General features: G+C 66.7%; 21 protein-coding genes. 13 read left to right on the forward strand and 8 right to left on the reverse strand.

Annotation, left to right across the window (positions count from 1 at the left end; translation table 11 throughout):
- The 4 genes from DFQ14_RS01690 to DFQ14_RS01705 form a co-directional block, all read left to right on the forward strand.
- On the forward strand, positions 1 to 1,458 hold a 1,458-nt coding region (locus DFQ14_RS01690; RefSeq protein WP_257233538.1), incomplete at its 5' end, for an APC family permease.
- Between the two features lie 285 nt (positions 1,459 to 1,743).
- Positions 1,744 to 3,423, forward strand: a complete 1,680-nt coding sequence (locus DFQ14_RS01695; RefSeq protein WP_114451221.1) for an APC family permease — start codon at positions 1,744 to 1,746, stop codon at positions 3,421 to 3,423.
- A 251-nt stretch (positions 3,424 to 3,674) separates the two neighbouring features.
- Positions 3,675 to 5,207 carry a GGDEF domain-containing protein gene (locus DFQ14_RS01700; protein ID WP_114451222.1) on the forward strand — a complete coding sequence of 511 codons (1,533 nt, stop codon included), beginning with the start codon at positions 3,675 to 3,677 and terminating at the stop codon, positions 5,205 to 5,207.
- 76 nt (positions 5,208 to 5,283) lie between these two features.
- A complete protein-coding gene (locus DFQ14_RS01705) occupies positions 5,284 to 6,222 on the forward strand; it encodes a lipid kinase (RefSeq protein ID WP_246195738.1) in 939 nt (312 codons plus the stop codon).
- 120 nt (positions 6,223 to 6,342) lie between these two features.
- Here the strand turns inward: DFQ14_RS01705 and DFQ14_RS01710 are convergent, their stop codons facing one another.
- The 3 genes from DFQ14_RS01710 to DFQ14_RS01720 form a co-directional block, all read right to left on the reverse strand.
- Positions 6,343 to 7,158: an alpha/beta fold hydrolase gene (locus DFQ14_RS01710; protein WP_114451529.1), complete on the reverse strand. Its 816-nt coding sequence runs from the start codon at positions 7,156 to 7,158 to the stop codon at positions 6,343 to 6,345.
- Between the two features lie 172 nt (positions 7,159 to 7,330).
- A complete protein-coding gene (locus DFQ14_RS01715) occupies positions 7,331 to 8,572 on the reverse strand; it encodes a sensor domain-containing diguanylate cyclase (protein ID WP_114451223.1) in 1,242 nt (413 codons plus the stop codon).
- 109 nt (positions 8,573 to 8,681) lie between these two features.
- The gene (locus tag DFQ14_RS01720) at positions 8,682 to 9,608 is read right to left on the reverse strand and encodes a spermidine synthase (RefSeq protein WP_246195739.1); all 927 of its coding nucleotides are present in this window, start codon (positions 9,606 to 9,608) and stop codon (positions 8,682 to 8,684) included.
- A gap of 108 nt (positions 9,609 to 9,716) precedes the next feature.
- Here DFQ14_RS01720 and DFQ14_RS01725 point away from each other — a divergent pair, with 108 nt between their 5' ends.
- Positions 9,717 to 10,655: an NADP-dependent oxidoreductase gene (locus DFQ14_RS01725; RefSeq protein WP_114451224.1), complete on the forward strand. Its 939-nt coding sequence runs from the start codon at positions 9,717 to 9,719 to the stop codon at positions 10,653 to 10,655.
- A gap of 105 nt (positions 10,656 to 10,760) precedes the next feature.
- On the opposite strand, the gene DFQ14_RS01730 is transcribed toward DFQ14_RS01725, so the two are convergent.
- Positions 10,761 to 11,486, reverse strand: a complete 726-nt coding sequence (locus DFQ14_RS01730; RefSeq protein ID WP_114451531.1) for a VIT1/CCC1 transporter family protein — start codon at positions 11,484 to 11,486, stop codon at positions 10,761 to 10,763.
- A gap of 295 nt (positions 11,487 to 11,781) precedes the next feature.
- Here DFQ14_RS01730 and DFQ14_RS01735 point away from each other — a divergent pair, with 295 nt between their 5' ends.
- From DFQ14_RS01735 to DFQ14_RS01745, 3 genes are all read left to right on the forward strand, one after another.
- Positions 11,782 to 12,183 (forward strand): VOC family protein, encoded by a 402-nt coding sequence (locus DFQ14_RS01735; RefSeq protein WP_114451225.1) that lies wholly within the window; start codon positions 11,782 to 11,784, stop codon positions 12,181 to 12,183.
- A gap of 246 nt (positions 12,184 to 12,429) precedes the next feature.
- Positions 12,430 to 12,768, forward strand: a complete 339-nt coding sequence (locus tag DFQ14_RS01740; protein ID WP_114451226.1) for a hypothetical protein — start codon at positions 12,430 to 12,432, stop codon at positions 12,766 to 12,768.
- A gap of 107 nt (positions 12,769 to 12,875) precedes the next feature.
- Positions 12,876 to 13,172, forward strand: coding sequence for a YiaA/YiaB family inner membrane protein (locus DFQ14_RS01745; protein ID WP_114451227.1), 297 nt, complete (start codon positions 12,876 to 12,878; stop codon positions 13,170 to 13,172).
- A 159-nt stretch (positions 13,173 to 13,331) separates the two neighbouring features.
- On the opposite strand, the gene DFQ14_RS01750 is transcribed toward DFQ14_RS01745, so the two are convergent.
- Positions 13,332 to 13,970 carry a LysE family translocator gene (locus DFQ14_RS01750; RefSeq protein WP_114451532.1) on the reverse strand — a complete coding sequence of 213 codons (639 nt, stop codon included), beginning with the start codon at positions 13,968 to 13,970 and terminating at the stop codon, positions 13,332 to 13,334.
- A gap of 106 nt (positions 13,971 to 14,076) precedes the next feature.
- Between DFQ14_RS01750 and DFQ14_RS01755 the strand changes: the two genes are divergently transcribed.
- Both DFQ14_RS01755 and DFQ14_RS01760 read left to right on the forward strand, forming a co-directional pair.
- A complete protein-coding gene (locus DFQ14_RS01755; RefSeq protein ID WP_114451228.1) occupies positions 14,077 to 14,631 on the forward strand; it encodes a sugar O-acetyltransferase in 555 nt (184 codons plus the stop codon).
- A gap of 86 nt (positions 14,632 to 14,717) precedes the next feature.
- Positions 14,718 to 14,948 carry a hypothetical protein gene (locus tag DFQ14_RS01760; protein WP_114451229.1) on the forward strand — a complete coding sequence of 77 codons (231 nt, stop codon included), beginning with the start codon at positions 14,718 to 14,720 and terminating at the stop codon, positions 14,946 to 14,948.
- A 17-nt stretch (positions 14,949 to 14,965) separates the two neighbouring features.
- Here DFQ14_RS01760 and DFQ14_RS01765 read toward each other — a convergent pair whose 3' ends face one another.
- Together DFQ14_RS01765 and DFQ14_RS01770 are read right to left on the reverse strand one after the other, a co-directional pair.
- Positions 14,966 to 15,391 (reverse strand): pyridoxamine 5'-phosphate oxidase family protein, encoded by a 426-nt coding sequence (locus DFQ14_RS01765; protein WP_114451230.1) that lies wholly within the window; start codon positions 15,389 to 15,391, stop codon positions 14,966 to 14,968.
- A 142-nt stretch (positions 15,392 to 15,533) separates the two neighbouring features.
- Entirely contained in the window at positions 15,534 to 15,905 is a 372-nt protein-coding gene (locus DFQ14_RS01770; RefSeq protein WP_114451231.1) for a glyoxalase superfamily protein, read from the reverse strand.
- A 408-nt stretch (positions 15,906 to 16,313) separates the two neighbouring features.
- Here DFQ14_RS01770 and DFQ14_RS01775 point away from each other — a divergent pair, with 408 nt between their 5' ends.
- The gene (locus DFQ14_RS01775; protein WP_114451232.1) at positions 16,314 to 16,640 is read left to right on the forward strand and encodes a hypothetical protein; all 327 of its coding nucleotides are present in this window, start codon (positions 16,314 to 16,316) and stop codon (positions 16,638 to 16,640) included.
- Positions 16,641 to 16,699: 59 nt separating this feature from the next.
- On the opposite strand, the gene DFQ14_RS01780 is transcribed toward DFQ14_RS01775, so the two are convergent.
- Positions 16,700 to 16,894, reverse strand: a complete 195-nt coding sequence (locus DFQ14_RS01780; protein WP_114451233.1) for a helix-turn-helix transcriptional regulator — start codon at positions 16,892 to 16,894, stop codon at positions 16,700 to 16,702.
- 767 nt (positions 16,895 to 17,661) lie between these two features.
- Here DFQ14_RS01780 and DFQ14_RS01790 point away from each other — a divergent pair.
- Together DFQ14_RS01790 and DFQ14_RS01795 are read left to right on the forward strand one after the other, a co-directional pair.
- Positions 17,662 to 18,387, forward strand: a complete 726-nt coding sequence (locus DFQ14_RS01790; RefSeq protein WP_114451234.1) for a RelA/SpoT domain-containing protein — start codon at positions 17,662 to 17,664, stop codon at positions 18,385 to 18,387.
- On the forward strand, positions 18,384 to 18,674 hold the full coding sequence (locus DFQ14_RS01795; RefSeq protein ID WP_114451235.1) for a hypothetical protein: 291 nt from the start codon (positions 18,384 to 18,386) through the stop codon (positions 18,672 to 18,674). Before DFQ14_RS01790 ends, DFQ14_RS01795 begins: the two co-directional genes overlap by 4 nt.
- Positions 18,675 to 18,722: the final 48 nt, after the last annotated feature.

The raw sequence follows: 18,722 nt of genomic DNA on the forward strand, positions 1-18,722 counted from the left end.
GTCTACGCCGAGCTGGCCGTGATGTTTCCCGTGGTCGGCGGCATCATCCGCTTCCCGCACTACTCGTTCGGCTCCTTCGCCAGCTTCAGCTCCGGCTGGATCAGCTGGCTGGCCGCTGCGGCCGTCACCCCGATCGAGGTGCTGGCCACCCTGCAGTACACCGACCCCTACATCGAGTGGTTGATGTATCAGGAGGAGGGCCAATATCTCGTGAGCGGCCCCGGCCTGGTCGTGGCCATCGCATTGATGGCGTTGTACAGCGCCATCAACGTCCTCGGTGTGCACCTGTTCGCCAAGCTCAACAACGCGCTGGTGTGGTGGAAGCTCGCGGTGATCGCGCTGGTCATCGTGGTGTTCTTCGCCGTGTCGTTCAACCCGGGCAACCTCACCAACTTCGGCGGCTTCGCTCCCAGCGGTGTCGGCGCGGTCTTCGCCGCGATCCCGGCCGCGGGCATCGCCTTCTCCTACCTGGGTTTCCGCAACGGTGTGGAGTTCGCCGGTGAGACCGACAACCCGCAGCGCAACGTGCCGTTCGCACTGATCGGATCGGTGCTGCTCACGGCGATCATCTACGTGCTGCTGCAGATCGCCTTCATCACCGGGCTGCCGGAGGCGGTGCTCGGCGACGGCTGGGCGAACCTGGCCTTCCAGGAAAGCGCCGGGCCGCTGGCCGGCCTGTCGCTGCTGCTCGGACTGGCCTGGATGGCCTGGTTGCTGCGCATCGACGCGATCATCTCCCCGGCCGACACCGGACTGATCTACGCCGGTGTGACCACGCGGCTGTCGTATGCCAACGCCCGCAACGACAACGCCCCGCAGGCGCTGACCAAGCTCAACAACCGGGGCATTCCGTACATCTCCATCATCCTGATGTTCGTGGTGGGCTGCTTCTTCTTCCTTCCCTTCCCGGGCTGGGCGCAGTTCATCGGCTTCATCACCTCCGCCTTCGCGGTGTCCTTCGCACCGGGGGCCCTGGTGGTCGGCGCGCTGCGGCGCCAGATCCCCGACCAGGAGCGGCCGTTCAAGCTGCCCGGTGGAGACCTGCTGCCGATCCTGGCGTTCTACTTCTCGAACCTGCTGGTGTTCTGGTCGACCTGGTCGATCAACGAGAAGATGCTCATCGGGCTGCTGGTCGGCTACGTGGTCTTCGTCGTCTACCACATGACGACCAAGCACAGCACGCCGCCGATCGACTTCAAATCGGGTTCCTGGTTCCCGATCTGGCTCGCGGGCATGCTGATCATCAGTTACCTCGGTGAGATGGATCCGTCGAGCGCCGCATCCTCGGGTCTCATCCTCAACGGCGGTGACGGCCCGATCGGCATCGGTCTCGGCGCCATCGTCATCGCCGTGTGGAGCGTGCTGATCTACTACTACGCGATGTCGGTACGGCTGCCCGCCCAGCGCGCGGTCTCCTACATCGAGAAGACCCCCACCGACGCGCCGACCACGGCGTAACCGGAGGCCACTCCGGCGGTGACAATTCTCCCCGGGACGGTCCGGTCGCCTCTCGGCCGGGACCGCCCCGGGGAGATTTTTGTGCGCCACCACGGAAAGGACTGTCCGGCGACGGCAACACATCTCTACGTATCGTGTGCTGCTTGTCACGGACAGTGTCGTATGTGCGCAAATGTTACACGAAAAGATGAAGCGAACCCTCGTTCTGTATTGACCATGCCGACCCGGTCCACGAGAGTCCTGTGCACCGAAGTAACGCACATCACACACGGGAGAGGCAAGCGGATGGCAACACCAACTGCGCCACCGACACGGGCCGACGTGCAGCTGGACCACGGGGTGCGCCGGGACGTCAACAAGATCAGCCTGTTGTTCACAGGGGTGGGGGCGATCATCGGCTCCGGCTGGTTGTTCGGCGCACTCAACGGTGCGCAGATCGCCGGTCCCGCCGCGATCTTCTCCTGGATCATCGGCGCGATCATGATCATGCTCATCGGGTTCGCCTACGCCGAGCTGGCCGTGATGTTTCCCGTGGTCGGCGGCATCATCCGCTTCCCGCACTACTCGTTCGGCTCCTTCGCCAGCTTCAGCTCCGGCTGGATCAGCTGGCTGGCCGCCGCGGCCGTCACCCCGATCGAGGTGCTGGCCACCCTGCAGTACACCGACCCCTACGTCCCCTGGCTGATGAACCACCTCGAGGACGAGGGCGTCTGGGTGGTGACCGGCCCCGGCCTGGTCGTCTCGGTCGTTCTGATGGCGCTGTACAGCGCGGTCAACGTGCTCGGTGTGCACCTGTTCGCCAAGCTCAACAACGCGCTGGTGTGGTGGAAACTCGCGGTGATCGCGCTGCTGATCGTCGTGCTGTTCGCCGTGTCGTTCAACCCGGGCAACCTCACCGACTTCGGCGGCTTCGCCCCGAACGGTTACGGCACCATCTTCACCGCGATCCCCGCCGCGGGTGTGGCCTTTTCCTACCTGGGTTTCCGCAACGGTGTGGAGTTCGCGGGCGAGACCGACAACCCGCAGCGCAACGTGCCGTTCGCACTGGTCGGCTCGGTGGTGATCACGGCGATCATCTACGTGCTGCTGCAGATCGCCTTCATCACCGGGCTACCGGAGGCGGTGCTCGGCAACGGTTGGGCGAACCTGTCCTTCGAGGATGCCGCCGGACCGCTGGCCGGCCTGTCGCTGCTGCTGGGGGTCGGCTGGATGGCCTGGCTGCTGCGCCTCGACGCGATCATCTCCCCGGCCGACACCGGACTGATCTACGCCGGCGTCACCGCGCGGCTGTCGTACGCCAACGCCCGCAACGACAACGCCCCGCAGGCACTGACCAAGCTCAACAACCGCGGCGTGCCGTGGGTGTCGGTGCTGTTGATGTTCGTGGTGGGCTGCTTCTTCTTCCTGCCCTTCCCGGGCTGGGCGCAGTTCGTCGGCTTCCTCACCGCGGCAACCGCCTTGTCGTTCGGTCCCGGATGCCTGGTCGTCGGCGCGCTGCGTCGCCAGATCCCCGACCAGGACCGGCCGTTCAAGCTGCCCGGTGGGGACATCATCCCGCTGCTGGCGTTCTTCTGCGCGAACCTGCTGGTGTTCTGGTCGACCTGGTCGATCAACGAGAAGATGCTCATCGCGCTGCTGGCCGGCTACGTGGTCTTCGTCATCTACCACATGGTCGCCAAGCATCCGACTCCGCCGATCAACTTCAAATCGGGTTCCTGGTTCCCGATCTGGCTCGCGGGCATGCTGGTCTTCAGTTACCTCAGCGAACTCACTCCGAACGGGCAAGCCGCGCCGGGGATATTCCTCAACGGCGGAGACGGTCCGCTCGGCGTCGGACTCGGCGCCGTCGCCATCGCCATCTGGAGCGGAGTGATCTACTACTACGCCATGGCGGTGCGCCTGCCGTCGCAGGAAGCGATCGCCAACATCGAGAAGACCCCCACCGACGCGCCGACCACGGCGTAACCGGGGTCCACCGGGAGACACCCATTTCCCCGGGTGCGGGTTCGGTCGTGCGGCCGAACCCGCACCCGGGGATTCTCGTCTCCGGGCGCCCACGGTCGCCTGCGAATACCGTGAATACGAAGTTCCTTCTTGTCACGTCCGCCGCTGTCGGCGACTCTGGGAGAGGTGTCCGATGCGATGCGTGCTCGAACACACTCGCTCGGACGGTGGCAGTATCGTTGCTCGTTGCAGCGGATCGTCCCGGAGGGGTGATGGACGACGCGGAGATGCCGGTGAGTGGCTGCGAGGCCGCCCTCGACGAGATCCGACGACGGGCACGTGACGGTAACGACGAGGGAGCCATCACCCTTGCCTCCGCCGTGGCGAACCGGGCCCGCGATCCGCACGTGGTGGGAACCGCCCTGATGCTCCGACTCGGCGCGTCGATCAATCTCGGCCGCCTCGGCGAGTGCCCGGCGCTGCTGGACCGGGCTTTCGAAGTCCTGGAGGGGACACGCGAGTACGCCCTGGTCGGTGGGGTGCACGCCCTGGCGTCTTTTGTCGCCGCGCAGAGCTCTCCGGAACGCTGCGTGCGGCACCTGGTCCAGGGCCGCCGCGCACTCGACAAGGTCCACAGCCCGGGAGTGGAAGCTGTCGAAGCCTGGCACAACCTCGCGGTGTCGTTCTCCTACGCCGGATTCCACGCGCAGGCGATGGACGTTGCCGAGCGTGGCTATCTGATCGGGCAGGCCATCGGCTTGTCCAGCGGAGAGCACGCCCTGCCCGAGATCGCGGTGCGCCGAGCGGTCTCCCTGGATCACCGGGGCGACACCGAGAGCTGTGCTCGCCTCCTGCACGAGGTGCTGGAGACCTGGTCACAGCGCACCACGCCGTCCGGACTGCGCTACGCCGAGCAGCACTACTACAGGTATGCGACCACCCGCCTGGCCGCGCTCGGCGAGGACGTGACACCGATACCGGCGCTGCCTGCCGCCGACTCGGACGGTTGGGAGCTGGAGGATCTGCGGTTGTTGGCCGGGGCCTGCTCCGCGATCGCCGAGGGACATCCCCGGCAGGCGCTGAACCGGCTCGCCGACAGGCACATCAACCCCTACACGCTGGGTGCCGCGGAGCTTCACCGAGTGCGCGCGCTGGCCCATGCGGCCGATGGCGATCACCGCGCGGCATGGTCGGAAGATCGCCAGGCGATGCGCCGGGCGACCGAAGTCGCCGATCTGCTGCGCGAGCAGTTGATCGACGGGACGCGGGTACAGCTGGACCACGAAAGCCTGCGTCGCACGGTCGAGCAGTACGCCTCGGAGGCGCTCACCGACCCGCTGACCGGCCTGCCCAACCGCAGACACTTCGACCGGTGGGTGGCCGGACTCGCCGAGCAGAACATCCGCACGGCTGTGGGCATCATCGATCTCAACGACTTCAAGACCGTCAACACGGTTCACGGGCATCTGGGCGGCGACCTGGTGCTGCAGCGTACGGCGGCGGTACTGGCCCGCACCGTCCGCGGCGGGGACTTCGTGGCCCGCTACGGCGGCGACGAATTCATCGTCGCGCTTCCGCACACCGACCCGGCCACCGCCCACGACCTCGGCGACCGGCTCATCGCCGCAGTGGCCGAGGAGGAATGGGAAGCACTGGTCACCGGTACTCCGGTGTCGATCACCATCGGTTGGGGCGAGTTGACCGACATACACGATGTGGCCTGCGCACTCGAACACGCCGACCGCGCCATGCTCACGCGCAAGGACAGCCTCATGTACCCGTACGAGAGGTCCGCGCCCCACTGAGGTCGTCACCGGATTCGTCGGGAACGGGGACCGTGCTCGTATCGTGGCTAGACTCGGCGCTGTCCGAGTTGCTGCGTTGAAGGAGGTACCGATCGCTCGCGACGGTTCCATCACCCGGGTTGCCCTGGTGGTCAACACTCGCTCACGCACCGGAAGCAGAGCCTACAACCGGGCCCTGGAGCTTCTGCGCGGATTCGGACTGCCGATCACGTCGGCTCATCCGCTGCAGGATCCCACGCGCCTGCCGGAAACCGTTCAGGAGGCGGTGGACGAGGGCAACGACCTCGTCGTCGTCGGCGGTGGAGACGGCACCATCAGCTCGATCGTGGACATGCTGGCCCATCGGGAAGTACCGCTGGGCCTGCTGCCGCTGGGCACGGCCAACGACTTCGCACGGACCCTGCACGTGCCCACCGATCTGGAGCAGGCCTGCCGGACCATCGCCCATGGCAAGATCGTCGACATCGACCTCGGCCTGTCCGGAAACAACTACTACGCCAATCGGGCTTCGATCGGGCTCGGCGCGAGTGTGGCGAAGGCGATGTCGCCGGCGCTGAAAAAGCGCATCGGCGCGCTGGCCTATCCGGTGGCCACCATCAGAGCGTGGTTCGATCACAAGCCCTTCTTCGCCCGGTTGACCTTTCCCGATGGCGATCACGAGCCGCAGGAGTACCCGAGCCTGATGCAGATCTCGGTGGCCAACGGGCGCTACTACGGGGGCGGGCAGATCGCCGCGCAGGATTCCGGTATCGACGACAGCACCCTGGACATCTCGGTGATCCGGCACGGCGGTTACCGCGAACTCGTCACCGTGGCGCGCGGTTTCCGCAACGGCAACCTGCTGAACACCGATCAGGCGGACTTCTTCCGCACCCGGCGGGTTCGGGTGGAGACCACACCGAAGATGCCGGTCAACATCGACGGTGAGCTCGTCGCCCACACCCCGCAGGACCTGTCGGTGGCACGCAACGCCCTGCACGTGATCGTGCCCCGAACCTGGGTCGACGGCCGGTAGGCAGGCCCGCACACCTCGCGTGCCCGGCGGGCTCGACGGGCTCGACGGGCTCGACGGACTGCGGCACGAGGCCGATGGCAGCTGCGCGCGGGGGGCGCGCTCCCGCGCGGGCGCGGCGGCTCAGGCGGAGCGAGCGAGGAGCTCGTCGACCGCGGCGGCGATGGGTTCGGGATGGTCCTCGGGGGTGAAGTGCCGCCCGCCTTCGATGCGCTGCAGGGTGGCGCCCAGATCGCGGGCGAACCGCCGGCCGTACTCGACCTTCTGGAACCCGTCCGCAGTACCCCAGACCACCCGAGCGGGCAGATCCAGCTCCGGCAGCCGGTCCGCCACGGCGAGAGTGTCGTGCACATCCAGTGCACCGGCCTGGCGAGCCAGGGCCTGTGCCGCACCGTGCGTCACGTAGTGCCGCCAGTGTTCCCCGACCGACTCCCGCGCGAGCTGCGCGTTGTCGTGGCCGAGCCGCAGCAGTGCCGCGAACTGCGGGTACACCACCGCATCGGGGAACCACCGCAGCACGGGCGCGGCCCGTTGCATGGCCTTGACGGGGGGAACCGGCCAGGAGTCGTAGCCGATGGCATTGGTCAACACCATGCCCGCGGCCCGATCGCGGTGATGCACCGCCAGGTTCTGCACCACGCCCCCGCCGAGATCGTGCCCCACCAGTACGGCACGCTCGATGCCGAGATGGTCGAGCCAGGCGTTCAGGTAGTCGGCTTGGCGGGCGACGGAGATGTCACGGTCGCGTCCCGCCGGGATGCTCGCGCCGTATCCGGGCATCTCCCAGGCGAGGCGACGCCCATTGCCGACCCGGGGGATGACGTGGCGCCACAGCTCCGCGGACGTGGGGATGCCGTGGACGAACACCACCGCGCTGCCTTCGCCCTGCTCCAGCCAGCGCATCGGGATGCCGTCGACGACGGCCGTTCTCTCCTGCATACGGACCCTCTCCTCCTGCTCGCCTCCGCCGGCAGCCGGCATCGCACCACCGGCGCGCAGCCCTCCCATACCGTAAGAGCCGACCTTCCCACGCACAGGGCGGAAGCAGGCAACCCACTACCGCCCATGGAAGAGCCGCCGACCGTGCCGGGGTGGCACGGCTTGCCGCGCGTCAGGTCCGGGCACCTCTCTTGCGGCGATACATGTCCCGATCGGCACTGTGCAGCAGGGCCTGCGCCGAGGTGGCCGGGTTCCGGGTGACGGCGAGCCCGACGCTGGCACGCACGCTGACGTGATGGCCGGAGACGACGAGCTCGGTCTGGAGGTGCTCGACCACCCTGTCGCGCAGCTCCTCGGCCTGCTGGTTGCTTTCCGCCCGGCTGAGCACGACGAACTCGTCACCGCCGAACCGTGCCACGGTGCTGCCCGAACGCACCGTGTTCAGCAGCTCGTCGGCCGCGATGGTCAGGAACTGGTCGCCCACGCTGTGCCCGTAGTTGTCGTTGACCCGCTTCAACCCGTCCATATCGGCCACCAGTACCGCCAACACGCCTCCCGTACCGGGGAGCTCGGCGAGTTCCTGTTTGAACCGGTCGTCGAGCAGGGCACGATTGGCCAGGCCGGTCAGCGGATCGTGCAGTGCCATGTGCGCCAGGTGCGCATCGCCCATCCGCCCGTCGCCGATCGCCTCGTACTGGCTGATCAGGTAGGCGGGATGATCATCCGCACCCGGCACGACGCTGATGCGGACCAGCATCCAGATCGGGTGCCCCTCCTTGTGCCGGTACCGCATCTCCAGAGTGGTCGCGTTCTCGCGGCCGGACAGCAGGTCGGTGAGCACTGCTTCCCCGCGCTTGTCGTCGCCGGCGTAGGTCAGGTCGGTGAAATGCATCGCCAGCATGTCGTCGCGGTCGTAGCCGATCAGCTCGCACAGTCTCTCGTTGACCTCCGTCCAACGTCCGGTCAGGTCGATCAGAGCCATGCCGATCGGGGCGCTGGTCAGCGTCCGGCGCCAGAGCAGCTCGGAGTTGCGGCGGTCGGTGATGTCGTGAATCTGCGACAGGAAGCCGCGCGGGTTGCCGTCGGTGTCCCGGATGATCGAACCGCTGATCAGGATCCAGACCACGGTGCCGTCGGAGCGCACCATGCGCTTTTCCGCTTCCGAGGTGTCCGACGGGCCTTCGATGAGCTTGGTGATGGCAGCGCGGTCCAGAGGCGGGTCGTCCGGGTGCGTGAACTCCGGCGGGCGACGGTGCAGGATGTCCTCACAGTCGTAGCCGAGCATGCTGCACAGTGCGGGATTGGCGTACAGGATGCGCCCGTCCAGGTCGAGCAGCGCCACCGGGCCCGCAGCCTGGTCGCAGACCGCCTGCCACGGTATCTCGTCGACCGTGCCCGACTCCCGTGCCGCCATCAGAAAACACGGTAGTCCTGCAGCAGCACAGCGCCACGCGGCTCACCCGGACGAGTGAAGTGCCACGGTGGTCTTGTTCGGAACCCTTCACCGAGCCGGGCTCTGCCTCTCACGACGCGGCGCGATACGGCGGTCCCTGCCCCTCGGTGTCGCGCAGCACCGCAGGCAGGCGGGTAGCGCTGAGCAGCGCGGGAGCATCGAGGGTGCGGGGACGGTACGGCAACTCCGCCAGAGTCTCGCGCATGTGCTGCACCGGATCGTCCACGGCCTCGGCTCGCCCGAGCATGATCGCCGCCCACGGTTGCTCGTCGGAACGGAAGTACACCCGGGTGCCGAAGATCTCGCCGAACCGGCGCCAGGGTCGCGCGAGGCTTTCCGTCGAGTCCGGCATGGGCACACTCAGGTACGGGCGGCTGACGTGGGTGCTCACCACTCCGCCGGGGGCGAGCAACTCCCGGCAGGAGGTGAGGAACTCGCTGCCGTAGAGCACATTGTGCTGGGCCCCGGGATCGTCCTGCTCCTCCGGCAGGTCCAGCACGACGAGGTCGTAGCGGGTCCCGGACCGCAGGGCCTGCTGCACGAACCGGTCCCCGTCGCCGTAGTGCAGCCGGACGGGTCCCGCGCCGCGTTCGGCCGCCTCGGCTTCCTCGGGGGTGTAGCCGTACGGCAGGTGCCGAGCGCAGACCCGCACGCAGTCCGGGTCGATGTCGACGTGATCGATCCGTTCGGCGCCCGCCTCTTCGGCGAGTTGGCACACGGTGCCCTCGCTGCACCCGATGACCAGCACGCTGCGGACCCGCTCGGCCAGCAGCATCGCGGGCACCAACTCGGCCTCGTGGAAGGCGAGCTGACCACACTCGGCACTTTGCGGATTGTGATCGCAGAACAGGGTGGTCCCGAGCCGCGTGCGCGCGACGAGCAGATGCTGGTAAGGGGTCCTGCTCTCGTGCAACACCTCGCCGAGCCACCACAGGTCCATCACGTCGTCCCGGATCGGTTCACGCAGCCACCGGGCGTCGGTCACGTCGATCACCACCGTTCACCTCCTCGAAACCGATTTTCACCGACGTGCTCCGCGGCCCGGCCGGTGGGCATCCGGTGCCCTTCGGGGAATATCCCGATCACCGCCGGCGTCAATCCTCGTATGAAGGCTGTGGGAGTGACCGAATTCGGTGGACCGGACGCGCTGCACGAACTCGACCTACCGGAACGACACGCCGGATCCGGTGAGATGCGAATCCGGGTGCATGCCGCCACGGTCAACCCGACCGACACCGTGCTGCGCAACGGCGACCGGGCCAAAGCGTTGAGCAGCGTTCCGCCGCCGTACGTGCCCGGCATGGACGCCGCGGGCGTCCTCGAGGAGATCGGGGAAGGTGTGGACACCGACCTCACGGTGGGCGAGCACGTCATGGCGATCGTCGTGCCCCAGGGCTCGCACGGTGCCTACGCCGAGCAGATCGTCGTCCCGGCCGGGTCCGTCGCACGAATACCGTCCGGAGCCGACGACGTGGCCGCGGCCACCCTGCCGATGAACGGGCTGACCGCCCGGCTGGCCCTCGACGCGCTGAAACTGCGGGCCGGGCATACCATCGCCGTCACCGGGGCCGCGGGCAGTTTCGGCGGCTACGTGGTGCAACTGGCCAAGGCCGAGGGTCTGCGGGTGGTCGCCGACGCCTCACCTGCCGATGAGAACCTCGTCCGCGAACTGGGTGCCGACATCGTCGTCGAGCGCGGAGCCGACGTCGCCGACCGCATCCGCAAGGAAGTTCCCGAGGGTGTCGACGGGCTCGCCGACGGTGCCGTACTCGATCACCGGGTGATCGGGGCGATCCGCGACGGCGGCGGCATCGCCACGGTGCGGGGATTCGCCGGAGAGCCCGAGCGCGGCATCACCTACCATCCCGTCCTGATCGCCGACTACGCGCAGGAGCAGGCCAAGCTCGACCGGCTGCGCGCTCAGGCGGAAAGCGGCCAGCTCACGCTGCGAGTCGCGCGCAGCCTGCCCGCCGAACAGGCGGCCGAAGCGCATCGCCTCCTCGAAGCGGGTGGCACGCGGGGACGCCTGGTGCTCACGTTCTGACGCCGGCCTCTTCCCCGACCGCGCGCACCACCTCCACCGGCGGATGCCGGGCAAGGCCCGGCATCCGCGCGTGCGCACCGTCGGGGAGCCGGTCTCCACACGAGTTCAGACGAGGGTGTGCCCGACCAGCGTGCCGACACCGTAGGTGACCCCCATGGCGAGCAGGCCGCCACCGACGTTGCGCACGATCGCGCGGGGAACGGAGGCCCTCCCGAGGCGCGCACTCACCGAGCCGGTCACGACCAGGGTCAGCACGACCGCGCCGACCGTCACCGGGACCCGCACCCACCCGGGTGTCAGCACGATCGCCAGCAGCGGCAGCGCTGCCCCGATGGTGAAGGCGAGAAAGCTGGCCAGCGCGGCATGCCACGGATTGGTCAACTCTCCGGGAGTGATGCCCAGTTCGGTTTCGGCGTGCGTGCCCAGGGCATCGTGCCGGGTGAGGTGTTCGGCGACCTCCCGGGCCAGCGGTTCCGGAATCCCCTTGCCCCGGTAGTGCTCGGCCAGTTCCTCCAGCTCGGCTTCGGGCTCTTCTTCCAGCTCACGACGTTCCTGCGCGAGCATCGCCTGCTCGGCATCACGCTGGCTGGACACCGAGACGTACTCGCCCGCGGCCATCGAGATCGCACCGGAAAGCAGCCCGGCCACCCCGGCGGTGAGGATCGTCGACACCGATGCGGTCGCCCCGGCCACCCCCACCACGAGACCGGACGTGGACACCACCCCGTCGTTGGCGCCGAGCACCCCGGCCCGCAACCGGTTCAGCGAAGTCCCCGGCACGTTGCCGTGCGGCTCCACATGCTCCGCGCGCTGCGCCGGACCATCGCTCATGCGAACCACACTACGAGAGGCCGGAACCCGACGCAGACATCCACCGCGCCCGTGGCAATCCGTCCTCTTCCACCACGGGAGGAACTCCCACCACCGCAGTCCGAGACCCTGTCACCGATGAGCTTTTCTCCCGGCACCGATGAGTTTCGGGCCGCCGCGCCGTCCACTCCTGTGAGCGCGGACATCGAGGCCGACTCGAGGAGAACGTCTCGAGCGGCGCAGATGTCCCCGTGACACAGGACAACACGCGGGCCCGATGGCGGGCCCGATCAGCTCAAGAGAAGCGAGGGCACCGATGTCCACGAAGATCTTCGTCAACCTCCCCGTCAAAGACCTCGACAAGTCGATCGCTTTTTTCACCGATCTCGGCTACTCGATCAACGAGCAATTCACGGACGAGAAAGCGGCGAGCGTGGTCATCAGCGACGACATCTACGTCATGCTGCTGGTGGAGTCGTTCTTCCAGTCGTTCACCAGCAGGGACGTCGTCGACGCCACGAAGGGCACGGAGGCGATCATGTGCCTGGGCCTCGACAGCAGGGATCAGGTCGACGAGCTGGCCGACAGGGCCCTCGCGGCGGGCGGGCAACCCGCCAACGACCCGATGGACGAGGGCTTCATGTACGGGCGCAGCTTCCACGACCTCGACGGGCACCTGTGGGAAGTGATGTACATGGACCCGACCGCGGTGCAGTGACCGCAGCGGCCGGTAGCCACCTCGCACGAAGCAGACAGGCGATGCTCACCGCCGGAATCGCGTTTCCGACGGTCCTCGCCGGAAGATTCGGCCCTGCCCGAAAATGGACGGGACGGGACCCGCATCCGTGGCAGGCATGCGTCGCCTCGGGTGGGCGTGGTGCGACTGCCCTGGGGTACTAACGAAGCGGTGCCTCCCGTCGATGGACCAGGGGAAGCCCGGTACCGAGTGGAAGCGAGCAGGTCGATGGCACGCGATGTGGACAGGGGAGAGCCCGCTCCCGGGGTTTTCGGACGGATCGACCCCTTCTGCTGGCTGCCGGTGGGGACCATGTTCCTCACCGCGGTGCTGCTGGTCTTCAGCGGCATCCTGTGGCTGGGCATCGGCATCGGAAGTATGGCGCTCGTGTTCCTGCTCTTCGATGTGTGGGTCAACCGTCCCAAGCCCTGGGAAACCACCCGGCGATCCTCGGGGCGTGCCGCCGAACCGTATCGAGGTCGAGGGGCCGGTGGCTCCTCGGCACGCCCTTCCGGGCAACGTGTCGCGCCGCCCGCGGGCCGTTCCTCCGGACAACGCGTCCGGTAACCTCGACCGGCCTCGGCGATGCCGGAGACGGGCACGTACCGTCTCGCGGGACCGGTTGAGTAACCGTACTCAAGACTTCCGGGGGCGCGTGCCGGATCGTATGTCGCATGACTACGCCGACATCGTCTGCCTCACCGACGACCACCGCGTTCTTCGCCCAGGCCGCGATCTCCTTCGGCATCGCGGTTCTGGCCGTCGTCGTGGGAATCGTGTACCTGCCCGTCGACGGCTGGGTCCGGGGGTTTCTCGGTCTCGGTGTCCTCTACGCGGTGACCTCCACGTTCACCCTCGCCAAGTGCATCCGGGACCGGCAGGAAGGCACCACGCTGGTCAACAGGGTCGACCAGGCACGCCTGGACAAGCTGCTCGCCGAGCACGACCCGTTCAAGGTGGAAGCCTCCTGAGCCGGCCTGATCAGCAGGACGGCTTTGCCGCCTCAGCCCCAGCCAAGAACCTCTCGATCACGACCGAACCGCAGCAGTGCGGCGTTGCCCTCTTCCCGCCCGACCTGCCTGAGGCCCGGGCGGCGAACTCCTCCGGGGCATTACGTGATCTTCGAGTGATCAGGGTCTCGCGACCTTTGTGGCGAGATGCACGGCAAGAGCGCCGAAGACACCGGCGGAGACACGATCCAACCACTTTCGGACACTACGGCGACGGCTGAGGAATTCCGACAGTTTTCCGGAGGCCAACCCGGTCAGACCGTCGACAACGACGCCCACCAGGATGAATACGCCCCCGAGGGTGAGCAGCTGCATCGGTACCGGCCAGGAAAACTCCGGGCTGGTGAACTGCGGCACGAATGCCAGGTAAAACAGGATGATCTTCGGGTTGGCGAGGTTGGTCAGGACCGCCATCGTGTAGACACGACGCAGAGATCGCCCAGGAACATCGGCCCGGACGCCGTCCATCGCAGAGCCCGGCGACCGGAAAGCCTGGAACGCCAGATACAGCAAGAAGACGATCCCGAAGACTCGGACGACGTCCATGGCAGTGGGAGCTGCTTGGAGAAGAGCGCTCAAGCCGAACACGGCGGCAAGAGTGTGGAGGGACAGACCGGTCGACATACCGATTGCGGCAACGACACCTGCACGCGCTCCGGAAGCCATACCGTTGGCCATGACGTAAAACGTGTCAGGACCAGGCGCAAGACTGATGACCGTCACGACTCCGACGAATGCCAGCAAGACACCGAACTCCATCAGCCCTCCGCGGGTCGGCATGGTCCGCACTGGAAGACTCAGCGTAGGTCACTCCGCAGATGCCGGGCAGGCGTTTCGACCAGTCGCATCACTCGAAAAGGACGTCATGGCCAGTCAGAAGGAGCGGATGCTCGCCGGCGAGTTCTACATCGCCGACGACCCCGAGCTGGCCGCCGACCGTCTGCGCGCGGCCGAGCTGAGCGAGGCGTTCAACACCTCCCCCGCCGGCGATCCCCGGGCCCGGCGCGCGGCCTTGACCGAGCTGTTGGATGGGCTGGGTGAGGGCGCGGAAGTGCGGCCACCGCTGCACGTGGACTACGGCTACCGGATCAGCATCGGGCCGGGCACGTTCGTCAATTTCGGTGCCGTCCTGCTCGACGTCGCCACGATCACCATCGGTGCCGACGTGCAGATCGGCCCCCATGTCCAGCTGCTCACCCCCACCCACCCGATCGATCCCGAGCAACGGCGGGCCAAGCGGGAGGCGAGCCGGCCGATCACGATCGGCGACAACGCCTGGCTCGGCGGCGGGGCCATCGTCTGCCCCGGAGTGGCCATCGGGGAGAACACCGTCGTCGGCGCCGGAGCGGTCGTCACCGGTGACCTGCCCGCCAATGTCGTCGCCGTCGGCAATCCCGCTCGCGTCACCCGCGAGCTCTGAGCCCGCACAGCTCGCCCGAGCCGAGGCCGAGATCCGCTGAGACGCCTGTTCCGGGTCGCCGTTTCGCGTGGGTCGTCCTGAGCCCGGTGGACGATGCCGACACTTCGGTATGGTCCTTCGACATCGAAGCCGCCGACCACGGATCGCTGCTGACCCAGCGCTACGTCATGCGCGGGCTGCGCAATGGTCTCCGCAGCCTCATGGAACGGATGCCACCGGAAAAGGCCGAAACGTTCCTGGAAGACCGTCGCGCTCAGCTGCAGGACGGGCTGCGACAGACCGTCAAGGGCATCAAAAGGACCGTCGAAAACCGCTGAGAAGTGTGTACCGCGGGTCAGCTCGCGCCGAGGTCCGCCGAGAGCCATCTCGCGGGCCGCAGGTGGATGGCGACCTGTTCGCCGAGCTCGGCCCTGGCGAACTCGAGGTAGGCCGGGACCTTCTCCTGCGGCAGGTAGCGTTCGCTCATCTCCCGCAGCAGTTCGTCGGTCCCCGGGACGGTTCGCGCGACCGGCCCTTCCACGGAGACGTATCGAACGGTCGGTTCGATCCGGTCGACCATCAGGCTGAAGCGCCCGGCTGCCTCGATGAGCCGGGCCTTCCGGGACTCGGCCGAAGTCAGTATCCACACCTCGCCACCCGGCACGTACTGGTACCAGATCGGCACGGTCACCGGTCCGCGACTGTGCTCGGCCGAGACGGACAGCGCCGCGACGTGCGGCTCGGCCAGGAACTGCTCGCGCTCGTGTACGGACAACGCCATGCGACGAGCCTATGAGGCGGGACCGACACTTTTCCCGAACATCCGGGCCCCTCACCTCCTCACGTGCACATTCCTCACCGGAGCGGCTGAAGTCGGCAAGGGTGCTCGGGCCGTTCGAGCGGCGAGGTGTGGTCCGGAGAGGTCAGGCGCTCAGGGGGAGCTGCTGCAGCGACCACGTGTTGCCGTCCGGGTCACTGAAGGCGACGAAGGATCCCCACGGCTGAACGTCGATCTCACCGGCCTGCACACCCCGGGCGAGCAGCTCCCGCCGGGCGGCCGCGACATCCTCGACGACCACCTGCAGGCCCTGCTGCGAACCCGGCCGCATCTCCGTGATGCCGGTGCCCATCACGATCGAGCAAGCAGAGCCGGGCGGGGTGAGCTGTACGAAGCGCAGCGCTTCGGAGACGCGGTGGTCGTGGTCGGCACGAAAACCGACCTGCTCGACGTAGAAGGCCTTGGCACGGTCGACGTCGGTCACCGGAACGGGTACGAGCTCGAGCTTCCAGTCCATAGTCGCAACCTTTCGGCGTGGCCCGACAAGCTCGGACATGGCTGCGCGACCCGTCTGTCACGCAGCGGGCGGGTCGACGAACAAAGGATCCCGACCGCCCGAATCATCGTGGCCGTCTCGCTTGACACCGATGAGTCTCGCGGAATCGTCCCGCTGCCACAGCCCGAATTGCCTGCCGCAACGCGGCGCGGAAGAACCTCGAGGGTGGTTCCACGCAACCGGCGACCTGCACGAGGTCGACAGCACGCGGCGGACCGTCCCCGAAAACGACTCCGCGCCGAAGCGCGACAACCGGGTGGACATGGCACGCTGCACGACGTGCGGCTCCGAGGCGGAGAACGGAAGAAGTAGTACCGGGTTCGATGCCTGTGGAGAAGGCGCCGGAAGACGGACCGACCAGGAGGAGCGATGGCAAGTCCCGCCGACGAACTTCGCCAGGCAGCCGACATGCTGCGGGACCTGTCCGACACTGCCACGGGGAAGCAGTGGTACCGGCAGGGCGGGGAGATCCGGACCACGAACCGCGAGAGTGCGGGTGCTCAACAGCGACTGGGAGAGGTCGACCTGGCCGCTGATGCCCGCTGGATCGTCACCATGTCCCCCGCTGTCACTCCCGTGCTGGTGCTGTGGCTACAGGCGGCAGCCGATATTCACGAGCGCTGCAGGCCGGACGAGATCGACAGGACGGCGACAGCGGCACTCGACTTCGCCCGGCAGATCAACGGCGCCGCCTGACTTCGACCACGCCCGGGCATCCCGCGAAGTAGGGCTCGTGCCGGGCACGGGCGGCGATGTCATTGGCTGTCGTCGAAGATGTCCTCGATCCGGCAGTCGAATGCCCGGGCCAGCCGGAACGCCAGTTTCAGGCTGGAGTCGTACTTGCCTGTCTCGATCGAGTTGATGGTTTGCCGGGACACGCCGAGCATGCCGGCCAGCGCTTCTTGACTCCAGCGCCGCTCGGCGCGCCACACGCGCAGACGGTTGTGCATTACAGATACTTCTCGGAACGTGCTCCGTGGGCCAGCGCCCAGGAGAACGCGCCCAGCCCGACGACCATGTAGGGCTCGGCCTGCGGGAGTTGCGCGATTTGCTTGTCGCAATGTCAAGCAAGCTTTACCTGATTCGGCTTCCGGGCAACCTCGGTGGACTGCGTGATCCCTCGAACCCCGACGCGATCTCCGACATGCTCGTGGCATCGAGGGCTTCCCGTGGACGACCTCGCACGTGTTCCGCAGGGCGGCGGCCACGATCCTGGATGAGGCGGGGCTCTCCGCGCGGATGGTTGCCGATCAGCTCGGGCACTTGCGACCTTCGCTGCCCCAGGACGTGTACACGGGTCGGAAGGCAATCGATCGGGATACGGCTGAGGCCCTGGACACCGCTTTCGATACAGAGTCAGCGTCGAATCATGAGGATAAAACAGGACGGTGATCTCGCCCTGATCGATCGCCGATCCCGTGTACTGGTGATTTGATGGGCCACCGGGGGATCGAACCCCGAACCTGTGAATCAATGATCCACAGTTGCTGTCGTCTGTCGGACGGCTCCTCTGGTTGCCGCGCGTCGGCAGGAAGCACTTTCGATAGTGCCTACTGAGGATGGTTGTCTACGGACGTCTGCCATCGTTTCGTACACATGAAGTGCACTCGTGGCCTTGGTCCTCTCCCCACCAGAGCGGGGCCTGTGTCCTCATCCCGGTGAGCTGCCTGGGGTCTGGGGGCGGCGAGCGTTCCAGGAAGCGGTAGCCTTGCAAGCTATGGCGCCGGAAGAGCTGCCCTCCAAGAATCAGCTAAAGAAAGCTGGGGATCGTTTCCGGAAGCGTGTCACTGGCGCTCTTGATCTCGACGGTCAGCAAGCTGCCGACGACGCGGCACTCATAAAACGGTGGCGTTCCGCTCATTCTGCGGCACTGGTGAAGACCCGTATTGGCCTTGGACAGATCGTGATGCGCATCCAAGGCCTGGATTCCCAGGCTGGCTTGGTTACTCAGAGGCTGAAACGGTTCGACAGTATTGTGGCGAAGCTAGTTCGAGATAAGCCGAGGCTCGGCGAGGTCGAGGACATTGCTGGCTGTCGAGCCGTTCTGCCGGACCTCGCCACAGTACGAGACGCAAGTCAGCAACTGGCTAACGCGCGGCTCCTCAACATCGTCAACACGAGAGACTACAATGAGGACCCGCACCCTGGTGGCTACCGTGCGTTACATCACTGGTGTCGTCGCGATGAGTTCAAGATCGAGGTCCAGCTACGCACCGAGCGGCAGCAGCAGTGGGCTGAGCTGGTCGAAGAGTGGGATGAAGCCCTCGGGATTGATCTTAAACACGAAATGGCACCTGTCGAGGTGTTGACATACTTTCGTGAGCTTGCTAACTATTACAGTCTGCTCGACACTGGTATGGCACACTCGTCGATAGATGGGGCTGCCTTGCAAGAAGCAACAACAGCCCTACGGACGTGGGCTCAGCGGGAGGTGCGTGCATGACACGGAACGACACCTGGTTCTTGCTGGTCCAGTACCGACACAAGGGAACGACTCAAGTCTACGAGTACGACGACCCTGGTCTTGCAGCTGATGCGTACAGTGAGACAGAGAAGAAGTTCCGTCGAGACTTGGGCGGCTCAGATCCCGAAGTGGATGTCCTCCTTGTTGGCGCCGAAAGTCTCAATGTGGTGAAGGAGCGTTACCCGAGCTACTTCATCAAAGCTAAGTCGAGGTCTGACAAGCTCAACCGGCTTCTTGCTGCTCTGCCCGTTGCCCCTGTCGGCTAGTTCTTACTTTGAGTGGGCGCCCCCAGGGGTCGCCTGCCTTCCCCTTGG

It is taken from the genome of Halopolyspora algeriensis (genome assembly GCF_003337235.1).
GTDB lineage: Bacteria > Actinomycetota > Actinomycetes > Mycobacteriales > Pseudonocardiaceae > Haloactinomyces > Haloactinomyces algeriensis.

Coding starts and splice junctions, on each gene's coding strand:
- DFQ14_RS01775 (WP_114451232.1), top strand. CDS start 16,314: ATGGCAAGTCCCGCCGACGAACTTCGCCAGGCAGCCGACATGCTGCGG.
- DFQ14_RS01745 (WP_114451227.1), top strand. CDS start 12,876: ATGACTACGCCGACATCGTCTGCCTCACCGACGACCACCGCGTTCTTC.
- DFQ14_RS01755 (WP_114451228.1), top strand. CDS start 14,077: ATGGCCAGTCAGAAGGAGCGGATGCTCGCCGGCGAGTTCTACATCGCC.
- DFQ14_RS01790 (WP_114451234.1), top strand. CDS start 17,662: ATGGCGCCGGAAGAGCTGCCCTCCAAGAATCAGCTAAAGAAAGCTGGG.
- DFQ14_RS01740 (WP_114451226.1), top strand. CDS start 12,430: ATGGCACGCGATGTGGACAGGGGAGAGCCCGCTCCCGGGGTTTTCGGA.
- DFQ14_RS01780 (WP_114451233.1), bottom strand. CDS start 16,894: ATGCACAACCGTCTGCGCGTGTGGCGCGCCGAGCGGCGCTGGAGTCAA.
- DFQ14_RS01700 (WP_114451222.1), top strand. CDS start 3,675: ATGGACGACGCGGAGATGCCGGTGAGTGGCTGCGAGGCCGCCCTCGAC.
- DFQ14_RS01725 (WP_114451224.1), top strand. CDS start 9,717: ATGAAGGCTGTGGGAGTGACCGAATTCGGTGGACCGGACGCGCTGCAC.
- DFQ14_RS01715 (WP_114451223.1), bottom strand. CDS start 8,572: ATGGCGGCACGGGAGTCGGGCACGGTCGACGAGATACCGTGGCAGGCG.
- DFQ14_RS01770 (WP_114451231.1), bottom strand. CDS start 15,905: ATGGACTGGAAGCTCGAGCTCGTACCCGTTCCGGTGACCGACGTCGAC.
- DFQ14_RS01750 (WP_114451532.1), bottom strand. CDS start 13,970: ATGGAGTTCGGTGTCTTGCTGGCATTCGTCGGAGTCGTGACGGTCATC.
- DFQ14_RS01765 (WP_114451230.1), bottom strand. CDS start 15,391: ATGGCGTTGTCCGTACACGAGCGCGAGCAGTTCCTGGCCGAGCCGCAC.
- DFQ14_RS01795 (WP_114451235.1), top strand. CDS start 18,384: ATGACACGGAACGACACCTGGTTCTTGCTGGTCCAGTACCGACACAAG.
- DFQ14_RS01710 (WP_114451529.1), bottom strand. CDS start 7,158: ATGCAGGAGAGAACGGCCGTCGTCGACGGCATCCCGATGCGCTGGCTG.
- DFQ14_RS01735 (WP_114451225.1), top strand. CDS start 11,782: ATGTCCACGAAGATCTTCGTCAACCTCCCCGTCAAAGACCTCGACAAG.
- DFQ14_RS01730 (WP_114451531.1), bottom strand. CDS start 11,486: ATGAGCGATGGTCCGGCGCAGCGCGCGGAGCATGTGGAGCCGCACGGC.
- DFQ14_RS01695 (WP_114451221.1), top strand. CDS start 1,744: ATGGCAACACCAACTGCGCCACCGACACGGGCCGACGTGCAGCTGGAC.